Origin of the sequence: Undibacterium sp. Jales W-56 (assembly GCF_025548535.1) — a bacterium.
Lineage (GTDB): Bacteria > Pseudomonadota > Gammaproteobacteria > Burkholderiales > Burkholderiaceae_D > Undibacterium.
In genome coordinates, this window is the sequence record NZ_JAJLQW010000008.1 from 21,581 (window position 1) to 45,006 (window position 23,426).

Here is a 23,426-nt window from a genome sequence, read left to right on the forward strand (position 1 = left end):
CGAATGCAGTGAACTGATCGTATGCCAATCTGCTCAGAGATTTTGTTTGGGATGAATGCGCACCAGGACAATACGCGGGCCGTTCATTTTTTTGACCACGGCATCAAAACGCTCGAATTCGATTTTTTGCCCCTCGGTCGGCAGATCACCGAGCGTATGCATGATCAATCCGCCGATCGATTCGACCTCTTCGCTATCGAGATCAATACCCAGAGCGATGCCGAGCGTGAACAAAGGCAAACTCCCTTTGCCCATCAAGGTACCGTCATCCAGAACGACCCAATCGTTTTCATTTAAACGGAATTCATCGCGAATCTGGCCGACCAGGGCACCGAGTAAATTATCCAGTGTCAAAAAGCCCAGCGGCTTGCTTTCTTTGTAGCCGACAATCGCAAAATGCGGTGCGCCTTTACGGAAGCGACGGAATAATTCGAGTGCTGGCATGGTCGGCGGAACAAACTCAACCTGACGCAAATGATCGCTTAAATCATCGAGCGTTTTGCCGCTCTGCTGCGCTAAAAATAAATCTTTCAGATGCAACATACCGAGTACCGTCTCGCCATCGGCATCGAGATAAGGATAGCGGCTGAAACGATTGCGGTACGCGGTTTCCATATTCTCCGCCAGGCTTTGGTCCTTATGCATGGCGACCACTTCGCTGAACGGACGCATCAGATCGGATACTTCCAGGTCGCCGAAATCCAGCATCTGCGCCATGATGCCCCACTCATCGGGGGTCAGTTTTTTGCTGCCATGACTGCCACGCAAAATCAGCTTGAGCTCATCCGGTGAATAATGCGCATCAGTGCCGTGAGAGGCATCCAGACCCAGCCATTTCAAGACTTTATTCGCACTGAAATTCAGCGTCCAGATCGCCGGATACATGATCCAGTAAAACCCATACAGCGCCGGTGCGGTCCATAATGAAACGCGCTCAGGCATGCGGATTGCCATCGATTTCGGCGCCAGCTCGCCTACCACGATATGCAAAAATGAGATCACAAAGAAAGCGAAAAAGAAGGCTATGCCGTGTATCAACTCTAGCGAAGTCACTCCCAGCGTGACCAGTAAAGGCTCCAGCAGCCGGGCAAACGCAGGCTCACCGATCCAGCCCAGCCCCAGAGACGCCAGTGTAATGCCGAGTTGACAGGCAGAAAGATAGGCATCCAGATGTTGATGCACCGTGCCCAGCAAGCGTCCGCGTACACCGCCTGTTTTGGCAATGCTGCGAACCCGCGTCTGACGCAATTTCACCAGACCAAATTCAGCCGCCACGAAAAAACCATTTAATACCACCAAAAACAGCGCGGCAATCACCAGCAAAAGGTTATTCAACACACACTTTCTATGAACGGACAAGCCGATACTGTAGTCGAAAATTGACTATTTGCACATTGTGGATGGAACTAATCGCCATTGTCCTGGATCGCACCCAACCCATGTATTCCCATATACCGCCCACAATGAATGTCAAATTGACATAAAATCGGACCAAGCTCCTTCGTCCGAAGGAACAGGAGAACATATTGTCTATTGATAGCACCCTCAGTCATATCGTCGAAGCCAGGTTGCAAGATCCAGAATATCGCGACATCCATTTATTACGCGAGCTGATCGCCAGCTTGCGCCCTACCCATCATCGTAAGATCGAACAGGCCACCGATAACATTCGCGCCCTGTGCTACGTGCTGCGCCAGCATCCGGCCTGGTCAAGAGAATTAAGGGAATACATTGCTTGCGTCCTGACGACACGTAAAACCGTGCACTTGTTAACCGACACCGGCATCACGCAAAACGTCGGCTTCTGGACAGCCGCGTCGCAGCGGATAGCAGAAAAATTTTTGCCGCCGCTGGTGAACGACGACTACATCAAAGATGTGTTCGGACAACTGTTTGATCGGAATACGGACCATCATTGGGTCGATGGTGTCGCTGACACGGTCTGGCTGGATTTGTTCAAATGCCTGGGGTTTAAGGTCAGCAATCCGCGCACTACCTATGCAGCACTGACGCAAGAAGTGCTGAGCGCCATCCAGGTTTTGTCCTACCGCATCACGACGATCGGACTGGAAGCCGAACTGGTCAGGAACTATCCCGACATAGAAAAATTCGAATCGCCATTCCTGCGTCAGAACGATGCCATCAACGACTATGTGACGCAATACAGCAACTGGCTGATCGACAAAAAGAGCGAGCGTGAAGATAGCCTGCATATTGAAGTCCTGCTCACGCAGTGCGAAGAAGTCGTGCAAAAAATCCGCAAGGTAGCCGCACTGCAAGGGGTTTCTGTCAGTCTGACCCGCCTGCTATTGCGCCTGACACAAAGTATCCGCCGTCTCAGAACCATGCTGGGTTTATTGGATTCGCGCAGCTCAGGAGAGGCAAGCGAAATTGGCGTGGGCTTATTAAAAGAATTGGTATTGGCGGACAATAAGCGCAGCAGTATTCGCGATCTGATCCAGACCAACACGGAGTTACTGTCGCTGCAAATGACCGAGCGCGCCGGCAAAAGCGGTGAACACTATGTCACCAGCAATCGCAGCGAATGGCTGGCCATGATGCGTTCCGCGCTGGGGGCGGGATTTATCGTCGGCTTTATGGCGACCATCAAAATCCTGTTCGGCAAGCTGATCTTGGCGCCGTTTGGCTACGCGGTTTTGTATAGCTTGAATTATTCGTTCGGCTTCATGCTGGTGCATGTCTTGCACATGACGATTGCGACCAAGCAGCCCGCCATGACGGCCGCCCTGATCGCCAAATCGATCGACCAGGGCAAACAGAAACTCGATGAGCTGGTCGAACTGATCGTCCGGGTTTTACGTTCGCAATTTATTGCAATTATCGGCAACGTCGCCCTCGCGATACCGACCGCCTATGCGATTGCCTGGGCCTGGTATGCGATCCACGGTCAGCATCTGGTAACGCCGGACAAGGCCCATCATTTGCTGGAGGATATCGATCCTTTTCATAGTCTGGCATTGCCGCATGCAGCGATTGCCGGCGTCTGCCTGTTTTTATCGGGACTGATTTCGGGTTATTACGATAATAAGGCGAGCTATTCGAATATCCCGGCGCGTCTGCGTCAATTAAGCTGGCTCAGGAAACTATTGGGCGAACAGCGCCTGCAGCGCACCACCGATTATATTGGGGACAATCTCGGCGCACTGGCAGGTAATTTTTTCTTTGGCGTAATGCTTGGCACGATAGGTCAGCTCGGTGCATTTTTCGGTTTGCCGATTGATATCCGGCATATCACTTTTTCCAGCGCGAACTTTGCCTTTGCACTGGTCGGCCTCGATCAGGTGATGTCATGGCAAGTCGTCGCGACCTCGCTGGGCGGAATTATCCTGATCGGTCTGGTGAACCTGGGGGTCAGCTTCAGCCTGGCGATGATGGTGGCATTGCGCTCCAGACGAGTGAGTTTTGGTCGCGGCAATACGCTCAACAGATTACTCTGGCGACGCTTCATTAGCGGCACCAGGGACTTTTTCCTGCCCCCGAAAGATCTGCCGGTTGAGACGCCGGAAGCTGCGGCGACTTCAACTGAAAAAGCGAATGACAAGCCATCTCACTAACATTAATCTCAACAACTATCAGGACTGATCGAATGGAAATTTTGTATCGAATCGATGCGTGGAAAATCGCTCTCACCTTGTTGATTTTTTTATTTTTCGTGATTGAGTTGAGTTACCGGCTTGGTACCCGCAGCGATCCGCTCGCGTACGAAAAATCAAGCTCGGTATTTTCTACCTTGATGGGTGCTGCGCTGGCGCTACTTGGTCTGTTGCTGGCCTTTTCCTTTGCGATGGCATCGGCCAGATACGACTTGCGCAAGGGCGTCATCCTCAAGGAAGCGAATGCCATCGGCACCACCTATCTGCGCAGTGATTTGCTCGAACCTGCAGTAAGAGAGCAAGTCAAAAGTAAGTTAAAGCGTTACGCAGAAGTCAGGCTGGCCGCACATCAAGCCGGCATCGATTCCCAAAAACAGCAAGAAGTGAGTCAATCCACCGGCAAATTGCAAGACGAGATCTGGGCCATTGCCAGTAGCGAATTACGCCGCGAACGACAAATTAATAATTCCCTGTTTGTACAGGCACTCAATGACATGATCGATGTCAGTACCGAACAAAACGATGCACATGAAAATCATGTTCCAGAGTCGGTGTTCTGGCTACTTTTTATCTCAGCCTTACTCACTGCCGCGCTCAGCGGTTATGCCTGCGGCGCAATCGGCAACCGCAATCTGATGGCGACCAGTGTTTTCGCGCTGTTAGTCGCCTTGGTTATTTTTTCTATCATTGATCTGGACAGACCGCAGCGCGGCCTGATTCAAGTCACTCAGCATCCTATGCAACTCTTGCTGAACGGCATGCACTGAATAGTCAAAACGTATTGATGATGAAATAAAGTCAACCATGACTGACCCTGATACGTTAATCACGGACCACTGCCATAACAATGGATGGTATCGGCCTCCCTGTTTTCCCCCTGTTTCTGATTCATCAGTTTGTTCTAATTCCAACTATAGGAGCAGCATCCATGCCATTGCCTTACTCCACTTTGAATCGCGGCAGCCTTGCATTCGCGATTGCACTGATCGCCTCTCAAAGCGCATTCGCCAACGACTACAGTGCGCTGTTCAAAGCAAAGAAATATGATGAAGTGGAACATCTCGCCAGCACCAGGTTGCATGCAGAACCGAACAATGCGGATGCACTGATTGCAAAGATCGATCTGATCTTAATGGAAGGCAAAGAAAATCGCCTCGACGACGCCAGCAAGCTCGCTGAACAATGTATCAGCGCCAATCCAGGCAATTCGGAATGCCAGACATCGCTAGGTAATGTGCTCGGCACCAAGGCGATGATGGGCGGCATCATGTCGGCGATCGGTTACGCAAGCAAAATCCGCGATGCTTTTAAAAAAGCGGTTGAGCTGGATCCTAAAAATTTCGCCGCACGCGATGGTTTGCTGCAGTACTACCTGCAGGCACCCAGCATTGCCGGCGGCGGCAAAGGCAAGGCGCAAAATCTGATCGACGATACCGCCAAGATCAATGCCGCAGCCAGCACGCTGATGCAAGCCAAACTCGATTTGTCCGAGGAAAAATTCTCGCGCGCCGAATCCTCTGCGCTATCGGTGAATGTCGCGGGCTCTGAGGTGCTCGGCGATATGCAGCGCGGGGTATTGCAAAATATCGGCGGATTGTATGTGCAGCAAAAAAAATACGCCGATGCTTCACGTATTTTCCAGGAAATTCAACAACGCTTTCCGGATAAAGATACCGGTACTTACGGCATGGCGCGAACGCTGCAAGAACAGGGCTTGTATAAAGATGCCTTAAGTTATTTTGAAAAAGCCCTGGCTGTCGAAACCCATGCTCACACTTACTACCGGATCGCCCAATGCTGGCAAGCGGTCAGCGACAAAGTCAAGGCAATCACGACATTTGAAAAAGCCCTGAATTTCAAGCCGCAACTGCCAAAACGCATGAAAGAAGATGCCGAAGCGCAGTTAAAAACGCTGCGTAGCTAAGGCCGGTTTCATCACTGTTTTACTCAAGTAAAATTGTCGTCGCCACCCCGCCAGGTGTGGCGACGATTCCATCATCGTCAAGTTCACCGGCAGTTTGCAAGGTATGCAGCCGGTTACGAATTTCACCCGTCACTCACCCGACAACGACTCATTTGCGCTCCGTCTAGATGACAGCTCACAGAACTGCGCAGCGCTCCGCCAAATCGCTCCGAATAAATAATTTAAACGATTTTTGTATTTTTTAACGATAAATTGGCGGCGATTACCCACAGATAACAGTCATTGACATGTCATAAATTTGTGCATCCCGGCCAAACGTTTGAAATTTGCAACAGTATTTAACATTTTTCCTTAAAAAAAACACAAATTCTTGACTTGCTTAATTAGACATCAGTTAATACGCAAACGTTTGCGCAAGCGATTGCCTATTTGGATGAAAATTGCCTTTGAGCTGCAGCAAAGAAGTTAGCCTATCCATACGCCGTCACAGTCTTATCAAACAAACGTTGTTAACACGCTGCTTCTGGTGAAGCTCGTCATGAAGTCGCAATGCAATTCATAGGGCTTCGTCATGACAGTCGATCTGAACTATCTATAGCGCGTTATGACTACCGATTAATCGGTATTGGCCTGTCACTCCGGCAAAAGGAGTGCAGCCAAGGACAAGAAAAGTCTGCTACGGGATCTGTTCTTCTCTCCCACATGCGGCATCGATCTTGTTGCAGTTTTCAGCAGTGAACTTGCTTCAGATTTACCCGTATAGAAACAAAATCAGTCCGGCCCATTCCGGATCTATTTATAAATCGCTTTCAGGGAGAAACAATTCATGCAACACCCAACCCACAGCAGCAAACTAAAAACGCTGGCATATCACCTCAGTCTGGTATGCGCGCTCGGACTCGGCACTGGCTGCACTGCCTATGCATCGATTGCCGACCATCACGAATTTGAAGCGACCTTGCACGTGCCATTTCGTGCCGATCCGGCAGTCCGCACCGGCAATGAATCGCGCTACTTTACGATGGAATTCGACTTCCCTCTGCTGCAAACAGAGCAGTCCGTCACCTGGCGCCTGGAACTGGTCGCGCCGGACGGCAAGGTGGTCGATCGCTGGTATGGCGTAGAAAAATTATTGAAGCAAGCCGTCACCGCCAAAGTCTTGTGGGCCGGTCGCCGCTTCGGCAGCGCCAGTATGGCCGATGGCATCTATCAAGTCCGATTGACCGCAACGGCGAACGATACCGCGAAATTATCCGCGCTCGCATCAGGCGCCACCATGCCGGAAAAAATTGTCGAAAATGTTCTGCTCAAGGGCAAATCGGAAATCATCACGCAAAACTGGCCTATGTTGGTCGGCACTAAAGCCGCACCGGTCATGCCCAACTTCGTGGCTTTACCAACCAAGGCTAAAGCGCCGCTGACATCCGCAACGGCAACGGGCATTACGACCAGAAGCGTCAGCGCCACGACCCGCCAATTCGCGGCCGCTCCGAATGCGTTGCCATACACGGTGTACTTCGGCAATCTGCATAGCCAGACCAATCACAGCGATGGCGGCGGTCCACTGAGCACCTGCACCGGCGCGCAAAATCCGCAATCTGCGGCACTCGGCCCAACGGATGCGTATCAATATGCAATGAACCGTGGCCTGGATTTTTTGATGACCTCGGAACATAACCACATGTACGACGGCTCTGCCAGCACCAATCTGTCCGCCAATCCGGCTACCGCTAAAAATCTCTTCCAATCCGGTTTGACGGCTGCCGCCAGCTTCAATTCAGCGCATCCGAATTTCCTCGGTATTTATGGTCTGGAGTGGGGTGTCATCAGCAATGGCGGTCATCTGAATATTTTCAATACCAATGAATTGCTGGAATGGGAATACAACAGCAGCAATCAACTCATCGGCGATACCTATACCGCAAAAAGCGATTACGCGGCACTGTACACGCTGATGCGTTCACGCGGCTGGATCGGTCAATTCAATCATCCTGCAACCAGCGGTCAATTCATTGCGGGCGGCGTCGATCTTGGCTACACCGCCGATGGCGATCAGGCGATGGTCTTGTGTGAAGTCTTGAACACTTCCGCATTTTCCAGCAATACTACCGAAACGGAGACCGGCCGCAGCAGTTATGAAGATGCCTGCAAAAAAGCCCTGGAAGCCGGTTACCATGTGGCCTTCAGTACCGATCAGGACAATCACTGCGCCAACTGGGGGGCGTCCTACACCAACCGTACCGGCGTCTTATTGCCCAATGGCAGCGCACTCAACAGCGCGAACTTTATCGATGCATTAAAAGCGCGCCGCGTATTTGCGACCATGGATAAAAATTCCCAGTTGGTGCTGACCGCCAACGGTCACATCATGGGTGAGCGTTTCTCGAATAGCGGCAGCCTCAACCTGGTCGCCAACTTCAGCAGCAGCACCGGGCGTAGCGCGACCACCGTCGAGGTGTACGAAGGCGTACCTGGCCGCAATGGCACAGTGAGCTTGCTTTCCAGCACGGCCACGACGACCATCACACCCGCCGTCGGCGAGCATTTTTACTATGCCAAAATCACCCAGGATGACGGCAATATCCTGTGGTCGGCACCGGTCTGGGTCACGCAGACGACCGGCACGGTGGATACGACCCCACCGACCGTCAGCGCATCAGAAAGCGGCAACTCCGGCACCATCACGCTGGCAGCGACTGCCAGTGATAATGTCGGTGTGACCAAGGTCGAGTTCTATGTTGATAACCTGTTGAAAGGTACGGCAAGCAGCGCACCATATAGCCTGGCGCTGAACTCCACGACCTTGACTAACGGCACGCATGCCTTGGTTGCCAAGGCGTATGACGCGGCCAATAATGTGGGCACCTCCAGCGCCGTCAGCTTCAGCGTGAGTAACGCCACCACTGACACCATCCCGCCGACCGTCAGCGCATCAGAAAGCGGTAGCAGCGGCAATATCACCCTGTCTGCCACAGCCAGCGATAACGTCGGCGTGACCAAGGTCGAGTTCTATGTCGATGGCAGCTTGCAAGGCACCAGCACGACTGCACCTTATTCCATGAGCCTGGCATCGACTACCCTGAGCAATGGCACGCACAGCCTGATAGCCAAAGCTTACGACGCAGCGAATAATATCGGCACCTCCAGCGCCGTCAGCTTCACTGTCAATAACACGACTGCCACGCAATTGATACTCAACGGCGGCTTTGAAAGCGCCAGCGCATCGTGGACGGCCAGCAGCGGCGTCATCAGTTCCGATACGACTCAGGCATCCCATGCAGGGGCATATAAGGCATGGCTGGATGGCTACGGCGCGACGCATACCGATACGCTGTACCAGCAAGTCACGATCCCGGCTGCCAGCACCTCGGCAACCCTGAGTTTCTGGTTGAAAATCGTCTCGAACGAAACCACCACGACCCAGACCTATGACACTTTGCAGGTACAAGTACGCAACAGCAGCAATAGCGTACTCGCGACATTGGCAACTTACTCGAACTTGAACAAAGGCAGCTCTTACCTTAACAAGACTTTCGATCTGAGTGCCTACAAAGGCCAGACTATCCGCATCTATTTCCTCGGCGTAGAAAATTCAAGCAAAACGACCTCCTTCCTGATCGATGATGTCAGCCTGATTGCCCAATAATTTCAGGAATCCTATCAGCCCGGCGCTACACCGGGCTGATGCTGAACAGAAAAACAAGCCGCCCGTGTTGTCCACATTGGCGGCTTTGTTTTTAACCCAGGCTATTTGCGAGTTTAGCGAAAACCCCTGACCGGAAAACCGGCACTACGCTGTATCCAATTCTTCGGCGAATACACCGTGCGTCCATCCGTCACATGCAAGGTATATGCATGGCGCGATACAGGCGAGCGATTCGGCGCGCTGTAATGCGGCAGCAAACCGTGAAAGCACACCAGGCTGCCGGCTTTGACTTCCAGCGGCACCGCGGTGCTGTCGTCGGGCCAAGGCGTTGCATCTAACTTCTCGACGCGCACCTGATCGCCTTCGCGGATAAAGCGTTCGCGTAATGGCGTGCGATGGCCGCCCGGTTCCGCCCATAGACAACCGTTTTCCAGCGAAGCATCCTCCAGCGCAAACCAGAAAGTCGTGACGCTGATCGGCGTGGTATCGAAATACGTCGCATCCTGGTGCCAGCGCACCTCCCCACCGATGCCAGGCTGCTTGAAGATATACATTGACTGCCATATCTGCGGCTCTGCCAGTCCGATATCCTGCGCGACCCGGGCAAGTTTTTCATCGCGTGAAAATGCGATAAATACCGGATCGATGTCATGCAATGCGTGTCCGATTTTATTGATCGATAAAGACTTCGCCTGCTTCAGTTCGCCATCGGCACCAAACGCCTCTTCCTCAAAAAAACAATGCACCTTATCGGCCGATTGCAAAAAATAATCGTCGGTGGATTTTTCCTGTTCCTGAGTGGTAAAAATCGACCGGCTTTGCGCCGGATCAAACGCATCCACGATCAAACCGGCCCGCTCGCGCAGGGCAGCGATCTCTGCCGGCGATTTAAAATCCGGCAATACCACATAACCGTCCCGGACAAATTGCTCTTTTTGCGCTGCGCTCAACATGATTTTCTCCTCTGCGATCATTGATAAAAATAGCGGGAACAGACTATGTTCTGCCATCAAGTTTGCCACAGCCGGCCCATTTTCTGGCGACAACGGCCAGATTGACATAAGCCACGTGCGCTGGCATCAGCGACCTCTGATACCGCACATCAGTATTTTAGCGATGCCAGGAAATTGCCCGCGTCACCTGAGTGGCGCTCAGCCCCCTGAGAAAAAATTCAGCCATCAAAGAAGGCGTCAAATTCATTGAACATCACCAATATTGTGTAAAATTGGGCGGCATCGTCGCGCATTTTTTTGCTGCGGCCTCCTTATTACAAGAAAGACATCGAGATGAATACAGTCGTCATCAGCGGCACCGGTTTATTTACCCCATCGCTCTCCATCAGCAACGAAGAACTCATCGCCAGCTTCAACGCCTACGTCAATCAGTTCAATACCCAAAACGCCGCAGCGATCGCCAGCGGCGAAGTCGTCGCACTCGAAGAATCCAGCGTCGGCTTCATCGAAAAAGCCTCAGGCATCAAATCGCGTTTCGTCATCGACAAAGAAGGCGTACTCGACATCAATCGCATGGTGCCGCGCATCCCGGAACGCAGCGACGAGGAACCGTCGGTCATGTGCGAAATGGCCGTGGCTGCGGCTACCCAAGCCTTACAACGCGCTGGCCGCACTGCCGCCGATGTGGATGCCGTGATCTGCGCCGCCAGCAATATGCAGCGCGGTTATCCGGCGATGGCAGTCGAAATTCAAAATGCGCTGGGCATCGAGGGTTTCGGCTACGACATCAACGTCGCCTGTTCGTCAGCAACCTTCGGCATCCAGGCCGCCGTCACCGCGATCCAGAGCGGGCAAGCACGGGCCGTCCTGGTGGTGAATCCGGAAATCACCAGCGGCCACCTGAACTGGCGCGACCGCGACAGCCACTTCATCTTCGGCGATGCCTGCACCGCGATCTTACTCGAGCGCGCCGACCTCGCTACGTCCGACTATCAATTTGACATCGTCGGCCTGAAGCTGAAGACGCAATTCTCCAATAACATCCGCAATAACTTCGGTTTCTTAAACCGCGCCGATGAATCCGGTATCGGCAAGCCGGACAAACTGTTCCGCCAGCAAGGCCGTAAAGTATTCAAAGAAGTCTGCCCGATGGCAGCCGCCACCATCACCGCCACGGTACAAGAAGCCGGCATCCAGATCCCCGATGTCCAGCGCTTCTGGCTGCATCAGGCCAACCTCAACATGAACCTGCTGATCGCCCGCATGATCCTCGGCCGCGACGCCACACCGGACGAATCGCCGACGATCCTCGACACCTACGCCAACACCTCATCGGCAGGCTCCATCATCGCCTTCCACAAGCATCAGGCCGATTTAGCCAAAGGCGCAGTCGGCGTGATCTGCTCGTTTGGTGCGGGTTATTCGATCGGTTGCGTGGTGGTGAAAAAACGCTGAATTTAAAATAAGGTATGCCCAGCCCGCACTATCCATGCGGGTTTCCAGCCTATCACCTTGGAAACCCGCATGAATAGTGCGGGCTGGAAATAGTCGTTTAATTTTTTATCACTGATAGCCAACCGGAAAATAAGGCAATTCAACTAGACACACTGTCCCTACTGACTCCCAAAGCACCGGTATGCAGAGCGAGTTGCCTAAAAAATGCCGCATACTCGCAATGAGCCGATGCGGCATTTTAATAACTGCAATTACTTCAACCGTACCATGCTCCACTGCTGATTGGCAGCGCCGGTCGGATTCCATTGAATGACTCTGGCGCCATTCGCTGTGCTCAGGTTCAATACATCGAGCGGCAGGCCGCTCAGGTTAGATTCGATCAGGTAAAAACCTGCGCTGCCGGTAAAGTTCCACTTTTGGCCATTGCCGCCCCAGTACGGCCATTGCGCGATGCTCGCACCAGCCGTGGCGGCATTGCCATAGACGTCGAGACTTTGCAGGCTGTTGGCGTTGATCATGCTGTAGTAGCCGGTGCCTTGGTTGATCACATACCATTGCTGATTTTTTGTGCCGGAATAGGTGTACTGCTCAGCCAGATACACCGGGTTGCCATTGATCGTGGTGGCGTTGGTGTCGATGGTCAGGTCCTTGCCGCTATGACGTGCGGTGAAACGGTACAGGCCATCGCTGACACCGCCGCAACTGGCGACAGAAAAATTGCGCGTGAGGTTAGGCCAGCCGCCGCTGTAGGTCATTTTCAGCAAATCCAATTTGGCGTTACCGCCGTCATTCAGATCGTAGTAGTGTGTGGAGACGTAGTTGCAACCATTGTCTTTCAACACGCCGATGTGGCCAGGGCCTTTGTATTTGCCATCGACATTCGGCAAGGCAATACGGGTATCGGTGTACGGTCCGGTGACACTGGTGGAGCGCGATACTTCAATGTAATACGTGCTGTTCACGCCCTGGCAGCATTTGCCGCGATTCACAAACAGGTAGTAGTAATCGCCGTTACGGGTGATATACGGCGCCTCCATATCGGAGCCGCCACCGCCCAGGATGTGGGTCACGCCGGATGCCAGCTTGCCTGTGCTTTGGTTGATTTCAGCAACACCGATACCACCGAAGAAGGATCCGTAAGACAGGTAAATTTTACCGTTGTGATCGCGGAATACGGCAGGATCAATCGCGTTGATTTCGGCACTGCCGCCATACGATTCGACCACGATACCGAGATCAGTCCAGCCCGGATTTTTCAGCGAGGCCGATCTTGCCACGCCGATCGCCGAGACCGAGCTGCCAAAGCTCGAAACCGAATAATAAATATAGTAATAGCCATTCATATGGATCACATCGGGGGCCCAGAACGAGCCACCGAAATTGGGAATCTTGTTCTTGATCCAGGCTGGATAGGTGCTGAATACGGGACCCGGTCCGCCCGTCCAGCTAGTCAGATCTTTCGATGTCGAATACCAGATGCCGGTGCCGGTGGTGAAGTTAAAGTAAGTATCCTCATCTTTGGTAATGGTGCCGGGGTCGTGGGCATTTTGCAGGCCGGACAGGTCGATCGCGGATGCGCAGTCGACGAAGAATGCAAGGCATATGCATGCCATGAATTTAAAAAACATAGTCTCACCTTATCAATTTTTATTGGAGGATTTGTATTTGTGTTGTTTTTTATTGGGTATATCGGGATAGAAAAAAGTAGATAGTTAGGTCCTTTGTGATGGTCTGAGCGAAGAGAATGATAGGTCGGGCAAGTGATGCCCGCTCTCCATCTTAGGACTCTGCATAAATCCGGCCAATCACTTTTTTATCGCTACCGATATCCATTCCGGTATCCGTTCCGGAATGACGGATCGATATCGCGCAAGACCTGCGGCAATCGTCAAAAATGGCCGTCACCACCTAAACGTAGAGTAGCAAGCAACTCAATGGACGCTAAGGCAACAAGATATTCAATGCGCGCTTCCGCACTTATCGCGCCTTTGAAGAGAATCTGTCCTTTACATCAAAATCGCGGGCGACTGTGTTAGTCTCGAATAGATCCAAGAGTTTTCGGCCCTGTCACTATCGATACCTACAATCCGCCTGAAAATCGATACCTTATTAGTAGGATGTTTTCTTGCCCCGCCCGATCTGACAAACCTTGACTACGGGTTTCTGGTCAGTAAAAATCAGGACATATTGGTTGGACAATTCATGATTGAGGTAGAACCCACAATGAATTCAGATGCAACCACTGCGTGGGAACAAAGCCGGCTTGACGAATTGCGCAAGTACGCGATTCTCGATACAAAAGATACAAAAGATACAAAAGCCGACCCGGCCTTAGACCGGATCACCCAATTGGCCGCAACGATCTGCCAGACTCCGATTGCTGCGATTACGTTCATTGACGAACAGCATGAGTGGTATAAATCTGTGTACGGCGCGCATTATATGGCACAAGATCGCGCGCTTGCTCCAGGAAATCTGGTCGTCAAAGACCGGTCGTTCGTGATGATATCCCACCTGTCGCAACGGCTGCGCTATACCGACAAAGTGCAGATTGACCCGGCTAATTCCTGCGTATTCTATGCTGCGGTGCCTTTGCTGTCAGAAAATGGCCTGCCCTTGGGCACACTGGCAGTTCATGATTTTGTGACGCGTCAACTTACCCAGCCGCAGCAAAATGCATTAGTCACTTTGGCCGAGCAAGTGATGACGCATATCGAGCTAGACCAGCAACGACAAGCACATCAGCGGTTAACCAAGGATCTCGCCCACCTCAACTTAGCCTTATTCAAACAGGCCGAAGAGCGGCATCAGCATGCACAATCTTTAATCGCCATTGCGAGCGATACTGCACGCATAGCCGGTTGGGCAATCCGATTGCCGGAACAGGAATTAATCTGGCCTGAAGAGGCGGCCCAGCTGCATGAAATGCCGAAGGCTTATCATCAGCCCACTCTGGAGGAAGTATTTGCCTATTCTGTGCCAGAATATCGTCACATCGTGAGGTCAGCGTATCAGCGATGGCACACCGTTTGACGAAGAATTGCAGATTCTTATTGATAGAGGACGCAGGATTTGGGTCAGAATAATGGGCCGTGCAGTAAAAAATCATGAGGGGGCAAATTATGCGCGTCCAAGGTTCGCTGCAAGATATTGATTCGCAAAAACGGGCGGAGCAAGACAGACTGCAAACGATCGCCCGGCTCGAGCGCATCGCTGACAGGGTGCCCGGTTTAATCTATGAGTTTCGCTTACGTCCGGATGGCACTAGCTGCGTTCCCTATGCGAACGACTATATTCGCACCATCTTCAAGTTAACCCCGGACGCGGTACTGGAAGACGCGTCTCCTGCGCTGAATATGGTTCATCAGGACGATATGGAGGCTTTTCAGGACTCGATACAGTGGTCCGCCAAGCATTTTTTACCCTGGAGCCATGAATTCCGCATTCAACACGAGGATGGTCAGATAGTTTGGTTGAGCGGCAATGCCACCATACAAAAAGAGGCCGATGGCTCAGTGCTGTGGCATGGATTTATCACCGACATTACCGAATCCCGCAGCTCCCAGGAACAGCTAAAGCTGCTGGAAACCAGCGTCTCGCGACTCAACGACATTGTGATGATCACGGAAGCCGAACCTTGGGACGAACCGGGACCGCGGATTTTGTTTGTCAACGATGCTTTCGAAAAAAAAACCGGCTACCGGCGTGAAGAAGTCATAGGAAAGTCACCCCGGCTGCTGCAAGGCATTAATACCCAAAGACTTGAATTGGCGCGGATCAGAGCAGCGATGCAACAGTGGGAACCGGTTCGGGCTGAACTGATTAACTACACTAAAACCGGTGAGGAGTATTGGGTCGAGCTGGATATTATTCCGGTTGCGGATGCGAAAGGCCGGTTCACCCACTGGATCTCGGTGGAACGGGATATCACGCAGCGTAAGCAGGCAGAACTGGATCTCTCCAGATTAAACCGGGCCTTGATGCTGCGCAGTGCGCTGAGTCAATATGTGATCGACTCTTCCAGCGAACCAGATTTGCTGGAAAAAGTATGTAGCCTGGCAATCGATGTCGGCGGTTACTGTTTGGCCTGGGTCGGCTATAAACGTGAGGACGCCTATAAGTCCATTCAGCCGGTGGTCGCGGTTGGCGCATCGAAAGATTATATCTATGGGATCAAACTAAGCTGGTCTGAGCAGGTGCCCGAGGGATGCGGCCCCGCCGGCAGAACTGCGCGTAGCGGGCTACCGGTCATATGTGAAGATTTCACTAAAGACAGTTCCTTTGCTCCCTGGGTCAAAAGAGCGCATGCTTTTAACTTGAGCGGAGTAGTGACCTTGCCGCTCACTCACCAGAATAAAACCTTCGGCGTGCTGAGTTTATTTTTACAGGATGTGCGCAGTCTGGCGCCGGAAGAGGTCAATCTGCTGCATGCATTGGCAGACGATCTGGCCTTCGGCGTCATGATGATCAGAGCGCGCAATGAGCAGCAGCGCGTGCAGTCGGCGGTACTGAAAGTCGCGGCAAGTATTCCGATTGGTACGGATACCCGATTTTTTGAACAACTGGCTTCTAATATGGCCGATGCAGTCAGCGCCGATTGTGCATTTTTGTCACGGATTTTGCCCGATCTGCCGCTGACCGCGCGCAGTTTAGGTGCGGTTCTCGACGGGAAAATCATGCCTAATTTTGATTATCCGGTGCACGGATCGCCCTGCGAAAATTTATTAAGTGACCAGGAATGTGTGATCAATGAAGGCTTAAGCCAGCTATTTCCGGATGCTGCTTTCCTGCAATCTTTAGGCGCGCAAGCGTATATCGGTCGTAATTTATTCGATGCCGCCGGAGCATCCATAGGATTCATTGTCTTATTATTCCGCCAGCCTCTGGCAGACTCCGGATTCATCACATCGACACTCAAAATATTCGCCACCCGCGCCGCTGCGGAACTGGAGCGTCAATCAGCTGATCAGCAGATTCGGCAGCAAGCCTCGCTCCTGGATAAAGCCCAGGACGCGATCATCGTGCGCAACCTCGATCATGTCATTACGTTCTGGAATAACAGTGCGGAACGTCTGTACGGCTGGACCGCTGCCGAAGCCATTCAAAACCGTATTGACCAGTTGCTGTATGACGACCCTACCGATTTTTACCGTGCGACGAGTCACTTAATACAACACGGTGAATGGAGCGGTGAGATCCATCAAAAGAAAAAAGACGGCAGTATTTTAGTCGTTGAAGGTCATTGGACTCTGGTGCGCGATGAGCAGGACCAACCCCAATCCATCCTGGCAATCAACACCGACATTACCGCGCGCAAATTAGCCGAAAATGCGATTCAACAACTGGCATTTTACGATCCTCTGACTAAATTGCCGAACCGCCAATTGCTGATTGACCGCCTAAAACAAGCGATTGCAGTGAGTGCGCGCCATAAAAAAATGAGCGCCGTATTATTTATTGATCTTGATAATTTTAAAACGCTCAACGATACACTGGGCCACGATTTTGGCGATCTGCTGTTACAAGAAGTGGCGCGGCGTCTGACCTTGTGCGTCAGGGATACCGATACGGTCGCCAGATTGGGCGGCGACGAGTTTGTTGTAATGCTAGTGGACCTGAACGAGCACTTGTGGCATGCCGCAGATGAGGCAAAAATTGTCGTCGAAAAAATTCTCAGAAAACTAAATGAGCCCTACCATCTATCGGATCATGAGATCTGCAGCACTCCCAGCATCGGGGTGACGCTCATCGACGATCATGAGCACAGCGTGGAAGATGTCTTGAAGCAAGCCGATCTCGCCATGTACCAATCTAAAGCGGCAGGTAGAAATACCTTCTGTTTTTTCGACGCCGCCATGCAGCGCGAGATCATCCACAAAGTTGCGTTGGAATCAGATTTAAGAAAAGCCTTGCAGCACCGGGAATTTCGGCTTTATTACCAACCGCAGGTCGATCATACAGGGCGCGTGATCGGTGCCGAGGCACTGATACGCTGGATCCATCCTGAGCGCGGCATGGTGGGACCGGCGCTTTTTATTCCGGTAGCGGAAGAAACCCGGCTGATAGTACAAATCGGCAGATGGGTATTGGAAGTGGCATGCGCCCAGATTGCCGCATGGTCCAGACAAGCGGAGACCAGCCACCTGAGCCTGGCTGTGAATGTCAGTGCGCATCAGTTCCATCAACCCGATTTTGTACAGCAGGTGCTGCAAGTTCTGGCGCATTCCGGTGCCGATCCTAAAAAACTCAAAATTGAGCTGACGGAGAGTCTGCTGGTGAATAACGTAGACGATATTATCGAAAAGATGTCGGCACTCAAATCCAAAGGGGTCGGCTTCTCGCTGGACGACTTTGGGACTGGCTACTCTTCGTTGTCTTACTTAAAACGGCTGCCGCTGGATCAACTCAAAATTGACCAATCGTTCGTCAGGGATATTTTGACCGATTCAAACGACGCATCGATTGCCACCACCATTATTGCACTGGCTAAAAGTTTAGGTCTGGGCGTGATTGCCGAGGGGGTAGAAAAAGAAGAGCAAAGAGACTTTTTGAGAAGGAACGGTTGTCCTGAGTACCAAGGTTTTTTATACAGCAAAGCGATACCCATCGATGAGTTTCAGATTTATCTGCAGCAATCCAACCTGGCCAGCGCCAATTTGATCATTTAATTTTTGTGGGGAGTACCCAAGAAAAACGCTCAGGTCGCCAGCGCTTTTTCCAATAAGGCATGGAGTTCTGCAAACGAGGGTTCACCGACATAGCGTTTTAAGATATTGCCCTGCTTGTCGATGACATAGGTGGTCGGCGTCAGTTTGACGTCGCCAAATGCTTTGGCTAATTTGCCTTCGGGATCCAGCGCGACTTGAAACGGTAACTGACGCGTCTCGGTATAGTTCAGCACATAATTCGGCGGATCGTAACTCATCGCCACGGCGACATATTCCAGGCCTTGCTGATGGTATTTATTGTAGGTCTGTATCATGCGCGGCATTTCGGCGACGCAAGTCGCGCACGAGGTGGCCCAGAAATTCACCATCACGACCTTGCCACGCAGACTCTGCGTACTGATTTTGTCGCCCTTGAGGTTGACGAAAGTCACATCGGGAACCGGCGCTTTATTCGATAGTGATTGATAAAACAAGATCGCCAGTGTGATCAATGCCGTTATGGCAATGATAGAAAAAATCTTGAATTTATGAGGTGAAGCTGGGGCTAGCATAAGGAATCCACTGGGTGCGACTATCGTAGGCCGCTATTATACGACCGATACCCGATGCTCGTCGCCGACGAAGCATTCATGAGTATGGGGCAAGACCTAACCAAGGACGCCATGAGCACGCTTAAAAATCATCCGCCCGCGATTCCGCGCGCCATCTGGGTACTCGGCTTCGTCAGTATGCTGATGGATATTTCATCCGAAATGATCCACAGCCTGCTGCCGATGTTCATGGTGGGGACGCTGGGCATCAGTGTATTCGCGGTGGGATTGATTGATGGCCTGGCAGAATCGGCCACCCTGATCGTCAAGGTATTTTCGGGCGCCTTAAGCGATCGTCTGGGCAAACGTAAGGGCCTGGCTATCTTCGGTTATGGCCTGAGCGCATTCACCAAGCCCTTGTTTGCGCTGTCGCAGGGCATGGGTTTACTGCTGACCGCAAGGCTGATGGACAGGATAGGCAAAGGCATACGCGGTGCGCCGCGCGATGCCCTGATTGCCGATATCACCCCCGCGGAAATACGCGGCGCGGCATTTGGCCTGCGCCAGACTTTAGATACGGTAGGGGCGGTAGCCGGACCGTTGCTGGCAACGGTGCTGATGCTACTGTGGGCGAACGATTACCGCCGTGTATTCTGGCTGGCCGTGATACCCGGATTGCTGGCAACTCTCCTGTTGATTATCGGCATCAGGGAGCCGAAAGCGACGGCTACGCACGTCATTAGCAACCCTATCAGCCGGGCAAATCTGCGGCGGCTCGGTACAGCGTATTGGTGGGTCGTGATTGTCGGCGGCGTATTTACACTGGCGCGTTTCAGCGAAACCTTCCTGATCTTGCGGGCACAGCAGTTGGCAATCCCGGTGGCCTGGGTGCCGATGATCATGGTCGCCATGAATCTGGTGTATGCCGCATCGGCCTATCCGTTTGGCAAGCTGTCCGATCGCATCTCGCATGGCAGCCTGCTGGCGATGGGATTGGTCGTGCTGATTGCCTCGGATCTGATCTTGGCGAGCAGCACCGGTTGGATAGGCTTGTTTGCCGGTGTCGCGCTGTGGGGCATCCATATGGGCATGACGCAAGGCTTGCTGGCAAGCATGGTGGCCGCCAGCGCACCGGCAAATTTACGCGGCACGGCATTTGGATTTTTTAATCTGATCAGCGGATTTGGTTTGCTGGCAGCGAGCGTGGTGGCAGGTTTGCTGTGGGATCAGTTGGGTGCGGCATTTACTTTTTATGCCGGTGCTGGATTCGCGCTGCTGACCTTCATCGGTGTGCTGATATTTCCGGCGAAATATCAGGCTTAAGCGTCATTACGCTGGCGCAGAAATCGTTTTGCCTGAGACATGCGTAGTCAACACAATCGCGGTCGATGTAGAACCGAAGGCATTGAGCTGATTGATAATTTGCTGCAGGTGTTCAACATCGGTCGCCAGCACCCGCATCACCGCGCCGTCTTCACCGGTCACGGTATAGCAATCGATAATCTCGGGACAGTCCGCCACATACTGTGCGTAAGGGCGGCCCTGCTGCGTTGACAGGCGTATCATCGCGGTGATCTGGTAGCCCAGCGCCTTGGGATTGATCTCGGCGCGATACGAGCGGATGACCTGCGCGCTCTCCAGCCGCTTGATGCGTTCGGACACCGCGGGCTGGCTCAGATGCACTTGCCGGCCGATCTCGGCATGCGACATACGGGCATCCTGTTGCAAGAGTTGCAGGATTTTACGGTCGAAATTATCGATTTTCGGATTCATAAGTATTTAGTAGAAAATTCAAGGCAATCCTATGGTCTATCCTGTATTTGCTTATTGAATGCTATTCGCCACAATAAAATTGCTTGTTACATTATAGGTAGTTTTCAACCTTACGCCAGCAGAGAAATCATGATCACCAATCAGCAGATCGCCCACATCGCCGAGCAATTCCAGACGCCATGCTGGGCCTATGACGCCACCGTCATCCGTCAGCAAATCGCGCGCCTGCGCCAATTCGATGTGATCCGCTTTGCGCAAAAAGCGTCGAGCAATATCCACCTGTTGCGATTAATGCGCGAAGAAGGCGTGATGGTCGACTCGGTCTCGCTCGGCGAAGTCGAACGCGCACTGGCGGCAGGCTATGCGCCGAATGCGCAGGCGGGCGGCCTTGCGCATGCGCCTATCGTCTTCACGGCCGACCTGCTCGACCGGCATGCCCTGCAGCGGGTAGTTGAGCTGACTATCCCGGTCAACTGCGGCTCGCCGCAAATGCTGGAACAACTGGGCCAGGCGCATCCCGGCCATCCGGTCTGGCTGCGCATCAATCCCGGCTTTGGTCATGGCCATAGCCGCAAGACCAATACCGGCGGAGAACAAAGCAAGCACGGCATCTGGTTTGAGCATCTGGGCGCGAGCCTGGCCATCATCGAACAATATCAGCTGACCCTGGTCGGCCTGCACATGCACATCGGTTCCGGCGTCGATTACGATCATTTGCAAAGCGTCTGCGATGCGATGATCCAGCAAGTCAAAACCTGCGGGCGTGACCTGTCGGCAATTTCGATTGGCGGCGGCTTATCGATTCCGTATCGCGATGGCGAAGCGGTGGTCGATACCGAACATTATTTCCAGATCTGGGATAAAGCGCGTCAAGAGATCGAAGCGCATCTGGGGCACCGGATCAGCATGGAGATCGAGCCTGGCCGCTTCCTGGTTGCGCAATCGGGCATCCTGATTTCGGAACTGCGTGCGCAAAAACAAGTCGGGAATAATTTTTTCGCGCTGGTCGATGCCGGCTTCAACGATCTAGCACGCCCTGCGATGTACGGCAGCTATCACCGCATCAGCACGCATGCGGCCGACGGCACGCCGCACACCGGCGCTGTGCGGCCGACGGTAGTGGCGGGGCCTTTATGCGAATCCGGCGATGTGTTCACCCAGGAAGATGGCGGCGTCGTGACGACGCAAGATTTACCTGCATGCGCGATCGGCGATCTGTTCGTGTTTCACGATACCGGCGCTTACGGCGCCAGCATGTCCTCGAACTACAATTCGCGCCCGCTGATCCCCGAGATCCTGGTGGACGGCGAACAGATCAGGCAAATCCGCCGTCGCCAGACGATAGACGAATTAATCGCGCTGGAGCAAATCTGATCAAATAAATTTCAAATCCGATCCCGCACTATCCATGCGGCTTGTGGCGTGTTTTCCTGCTGCAGGCCGTATTTTACTTAGGTCTTCGCAATGCCATGCCAACTGAGGCGGGCGCCGTAAGTACGAAGCCAAATTGCGCATACAAATCTTGCGCTTTACCATCGGCGATCAGGCTGATGTAAGCGCTGGAAGGCGCATGCGCATCGAGGTATTGCCTGATCTCTTGCATGATGAGTTTGCCCAGGCCTTTGCCCTGATGTTCGGGTAATACAGCAATATCCACGATCTGATAAAAACAACCGCCATCGCCTATCACCCGTCCCATGCCGATAGCCAGACCATCATGCATGATCTGCACGGCAAACAAGCTTGCCGGCAGGCCGCGCGTCGCGGCCTCAGTGGTTTTGCCGCTTAAACCAGCGGACAGGCGCAAATGCTGGTAGGTCGCCACGGAGGGGATATCGTGTTTGACCTGATAAGAATGAGTTGATGTCATAGAAGCAGAGTAGTAAAAATAGTTACGCAGGATTTACGCAATATAAAATATTTCTTCGAGGTAGCTGACATCCGGCTCCGCTCACAGAACGATGTCGTCGACACTGGCCGAGCGCGATCCGGGAAGCGCTGGATTGTCGGCGGCCCGATACGTGGTCACGAATGAAAACTTGGTCTGCCGGGTCTGATTGCAACCAGCCGCATGAAACAAATTGCTATGGAATAGCAGCACATCGCCTTGCTGCAAAATCACCGGACGCGCTTGCGCTAACAGGCTTTGATTGGCCGGGCTATCAGCACGCAAAAATTGCGCAGTATCGAGTTGCGCTGCCTCGATAGACATGCGATGCGAACCCGGGATTACCAAGAGGCAACCGTTTTCCACGGTTTCATTGCGTAAGGCCAGCCAGGCGGAAATCAGCTCGGCACGCTGAAAACTCCAGTAGCGGCTATCTCTATGCCATCCAGTGAGACTGGAAAATCGCGGCTGTTTGGTCATGATGCAATTGTGATGCGCCTGCACCAGGCATAATTCGTCGCCGAGCAGCTGGCGTAAAGGCTGCGTCAATGCGGCGCCAGTCGCCCAGCCCCTCAGCGTCTCGCTGCGTGAGACCGCCTGCAGCAAGCGCCTTGCAGTCAAGCCGCCTTCGGCATCGCGCGAGGCCGGCGCGCCGGGGTAACGGGTGTCGGCTTCGTATTCAATCGGTGCGACATCATCGTCTAATTGCTGTTGCGCGAAAGCGATGATGGCTTCACACATGGCCGCATCGACCTGCGCCGGCAGAACCAGGTAGCCGTCGTCGTGGAATTGTTGTCGTTGTTCACAAGAAAGCATGGCAATCCATCATAAAGTGAGGGCTTCATTGTGCCACGGGGCGCAAGCGGGCTGACAGATACAGTTAGCTGGAAACGCAGCGGAACAGTGTCAGGCAAAGCGGATTGACGCGCAGACAGAAAACTACTTGCCGCTCTCTGGCAGCGATGGCAAGATAGA

Annotated in this window: 16 protein-coding genes; 9 read left to right on the plus strand and 7 right to left on the minus strand. The window is 52.8% G+C overall.

Going from position 1 to position 23,426, the window contains the following annotated elements; all coding sequences use genetic code 11:
• Positions 1-33: 33 nt before the first annotated feature.
• Positions 34-1,335 (minus strand): hemolysin family protein, encoded by a 1,302-nt coding sequence (locus tag LPB67_RS18085; protein WP_262838757.1) that lies wholly within the window; start codon positions 1,333-1,335, stop codon positions 34-36.
• 191 nt (positions 1,336-1,526) lie between these two features.
• On the opposite strand from LPB67_RS18085, the gene LPB67_RS18090 reads away from it, so the two are divergent.
• The 4 genes from LPB67_RS18090 (at position 1,527) to LPB67_RS18105 (ending at position 9,184) form a co-directional block, all read left to right on the plus strand.
• A complete protein-coding gene (locus LPB67_RS18090) occupies positions 1,527-3,575 on the plus strand; it encodes a site-specific recombinase (protein WP_262838707.1) in 2,049 nt (682 codons plus the stop codon).
• Positions 3,576-3,607: 32 nt separating this feature from the next.
• A complete protein-coding gene (locus tag LPB67_RS18095) occupies positions 3,608-4,381 on the plus strand; it encodes a hypothetical protein (protein WP_262838708.1) in 774 nt (257 codons plus the stop codon).
• A gap of 161 nt (positions 4,382-4,542) precedes the next feature.
• Complete coding sequence (locus LPB67_RS18100) at positions 4,543-5,538, plus strand: tetratricopeptide repeat protein (RefSeq protein ID WP_262838709.1); 996 nt, start codon at positions 4,543-4,545, stop codon at positions 5,536-5,538.
• A gap of 826 nt (positions 5,539-6,364) precedes the next feature.
• Positions 6,365-9,184 carry an Ig-like domain-containing protein gene (locus LPB67_RS18105; RefSeq protein ID WP_262838710.1) on the plus strand — a complete coding sequence of 940 codons (2,820 nt, stop codon included), beginning with the start codon at positions 6,365-6,367 and terminating at the stop codon, positions 9,182-9,184.
• 113 nt (positions 9,185-9,297) lie between these two features.
• Here LPB67_RS18105 and LPB67_RS18110 read toward each other — a convergent pair whose 3' ends face one another.
• Positions 9,298-10,137 (minus strand): phytanoyl-CoA dioxygenase family protein, encoded by an 840-nt coding sequence (locus LPB67_RS18110; protein ID WP_262838711.1) that lies wholly within the window; start codon positions 10,135-10,137, stop codon positions 9,298-9,300.
• 333 nt (positions 10,138-10,470) lie between these two features.
• On the opposite strand from LPB67_RS18110, the gene LPB67_RS18115 reads away from it, so the two are divergent.
• Positions 10,471-11,592, plus strand: coding sequence for a beta-ketoacyl-ACP synthase III (locus LPB67_RS18115; RefSeq protein ID WP_262838712.1), 1,122 nt, complete (start codon positions 10,471-10,473; stop codon positions 11,590-11,592).
• Between the two features lie 251 nt (positions 11,593-11,843).
• Here the strand turns inward: LPB67_RS18115 and LPB67_RS18120 are convergent, their stop codons facing one another.
• Complete coding sequence (locus LPB67_RS18120; RefSeq protein WP_262838713.1) at positions 11,844-13,220, minus strand: family 43 glycosylhydrolase; 1,377 nt, start codon at positions 13,218-13,220, stop codon at positions 11,844-11,846.
• Positions 13,221-13,815: 595 nt separating this feature from the next.
• On the opposite strand from LPB67_RS18120, the gene LPB67_RS18125 reads away from it, so the two are divergent.
• Both LPB67_RS18125 and LPB67_RS18130 read left to right on the plus strand, forming a co-directional pair.
• Complete coding sequence (locus tag LPB67_RS18125; RefSeq protein WP_262838714.1) at positions 13,816-14,625, plus strand: GAF domain-containing protein; 810 nt, start codon at positions 13,816-13,818, stop codon at positions 14,623-14,625.
• A gap of 74 nt (positions 14,626-14,699) precedes the next feature.
• On the plus strand, positions 14,700-18,260 hold the full coding sequence (locus tag LPB67_RS18130) for an EAL domain-containing protein (RefSeq protein ID WP_262838715.1): 3,561 nt from the start codon (positions 14,700-14,702) through the stop codon (positions 18,258-18,260).
• A gap of 29 nt (positions 18,261-18,289) precedes the next feature.
• On the opposite strand, the gene LPB67_RS18135 is transcribed toward LPB67_RS18130, so the two are convergent.
• Entirely contained in the window at positions 18,290-18,811 is a 522-nt protein-coding gene (locus LPB67_RS18135) for a TlpA disulfide reductase family protein (RefSeq protein WP_262838716.1), read from the minus strand.
• Positions 18,812-18,922: 111 nt separating this feature from the next.
• On the opposite strand from LPB67_RS18135, the gene LPB67_RS18140 reads away from it, so the two are divergent.
• Positions 18,923-20,113, plus strand: coding sequence for an MFS transporter (locus LPB67_RS18140; RefSeq protein ID WP_262838758.1), 1,191 nt, complete (start codon positions 18,923-18,925; stop codon positions 20,111-20,113).
• A gap of 6 nt (positions 20,114-20,119) precedes the next feature.
• Here LPB67_RS18140 and LPB67_RS18145 read toward each other — a convergent pair whose 3' ends face one another.
• Complete coding sequence (locus LPB67_RS18145) at positions 20,120-20,563, minus strand: Lrp/AsnC family transcriptional regulator (RefSeq protein ID WP_262838717.1); 444 nt, start codon at positions 20,561-20,563, stop codon at positions 20,120-20,122.
• Between the two features lie 129 nt (positions 20,564-20,692).
• Here LPB67_RS18145 and lysA point away from each other — a divergent pair, with 129 nt between their 5' ends.
• Complete coding sequence (gene lysA, locus LPB67_RS18150; protein WP_262838718.1) at positions 20,693-21,937, plus strand: diaminopimelate decarboxylase; 1,245 nt, start codon at positions 20,693-20,695, stop codon at positions 21,935-21,937.
• A 73-nt stretch (positions 21,938-22,010) separates the two neighbouring features.
• Here the strand turns inward: lysA and LPB67_RS18155 are convergent, their stop codons facing one another.
• Both LPB67_RS18155 and LPB67_RS18160 read right to left on the minus strand, forming a co-directional pair.
• A complete protein-coding gene (locus tag LPB67_RS18155; RefSeq protein ID WP_262838719.1) occupies positions 22,011-22,433 on the minus strand; it encodes a GNAT family N-acetyltransferase in 423 nt (140 codons plus the stop codon).
• 81 nt (positions 22,434-22,514) lie between these two features.
• Positions 22,515-23,267: a phytanoyl-CoA dioxygenase family protein gene (locus tag LPB67_RS18160; protein WP_262838720.1), complete on the minus strand. Its 753-nt coding sequence runs from the start codon at positions 23,265-23,267 to the stop codon at positions 22,515-22,517.
• Positions 23,268-23,426 lie beyond the last annotated feature (159 nt).